The sequence below is a fragment of the Pseudomonas sp. GL-R-26 genome (assembly GCF_019947365.1).
Taxonomy (GTDB): Bacteria; Pseudomonadota; Gammaproteobacteria; order Pseudomonadales; family Pseudomonadaceae; genus Aquipseudomonas.
The window spans coordinates 1-1220 of record NZ_JAGYGI010000083.1; the positions used below are offsets into that span (position 1 = coordinate 1).

Annotated in this window: 1 protein-coding gene; it reads right to left on the bottom strand. The window is 61.5% G+C overall.

Annotation, left to right across the window (positions count from 1 at the left end):
- A partial coding sequence (locus KGA96_RS29615) for an immunoglobulin-like domain-containing protein (protein ID WP_317850361.1) occupies window positions 1-1220 on the bottom strand: 1220 nt, incomplete at both ends.

Consider the following 1220-nt stretch of genomic DNA (forward strand, 5'->3'; position numbering starts at 1 on the left):
GCCGCTGACCGATTCCAGTTTGTTGACGATGGACGGCTGGCCGCCGGTGTAGACGTCATCCTTGGCGATGATGGTGGCGGAAGCGGAGGTCCCGTTCGCTGGAACAGTCACCTTCGTGCCGTCGGACAGGGTGAACTCCAACGGACCGTGGTTATTGATCGGCAGACCGGCCGCGTTGGTCAGGGTCACGGTGTAGGTGACCGAACCGCCTTCAGCCACGGTGGATTTGTCCACGGTCAGGGTCGCGATGACTTCGCTGACGGTGTCAGTGATGGCCACGTTGGCCGCGGTGCCGTCGATCACCAGGTTTTCGAAGGTCTTGCCGGTGACGCTGGCCGAATCGACGGTCAGGCTCAGGTTGCTTGGGTCGTTGTAGACGTCGTCACCTTGCACCGGCGCGGTGTAGATGGCCGACAACTTGCCCGCTTCAATGGTGACGGAGTCGCCGTTGCTCAGGGTGACCTTGAGGTCGTGATCGAGCTTCTGGTCGACCTTGACGGTGAAGGTCGGGGCGACGTTTTCCTGCACATCGCCGTTGCTGGCGATGCTCACCGTGACCTTGTCACCCTGGCCCGATGGCTCATCGGTGACAGTGGTGGTGAACTGGTCCTTGCCCAGGGTCAACTTCTCGAAATTGTCCGCGCCGCTGACCGATTCCAGTTTGTTGACGATGGACGGCTGGCCGCCGGTATAGACGTCATCCTTGGCGATGATGGTGGCGGAAGCGGAGGTCCCGTTCGCTGGAACAGTCACCTTCGTACCGTCGGACAGCGTGAACTCCAACGGACCGTGGTTATTGATCGGCAGACCGGCCGCGTTGGTCAGGGTCACGGTGTAGGTGACCGAACCGCCTTCAGCCACGGTGGATTTGTCCACGGTCAGGGTCGCGATGACTTCGCTGACGGTGTCAGTGATGGCCACGTTGGCCGCGGTGCCGTCGATCACCAGGTTTTCGAAGGTCTTGCCGGTGACGCTGGCCGAATCGACGGTCAGGCTCAGGTTGCTTGGGTCGTTGTAGACGTCGTCACCTTGCACCGGCGCGGTGTAGATGGCCGACAACTTGCCCGCTTCAATGGTGACGGAGTCGCCGTTGCTCAGGGTGACCTTGAGGTCGTGATCGAGCTTCTGGTCGACCTTGACGGTGAAGGTCGGGGCGACGTTTTCCTGCACATCGCCGTTGCTGGCGATGCTCACCGTGACCTTGTCACCCTGGCCCGATG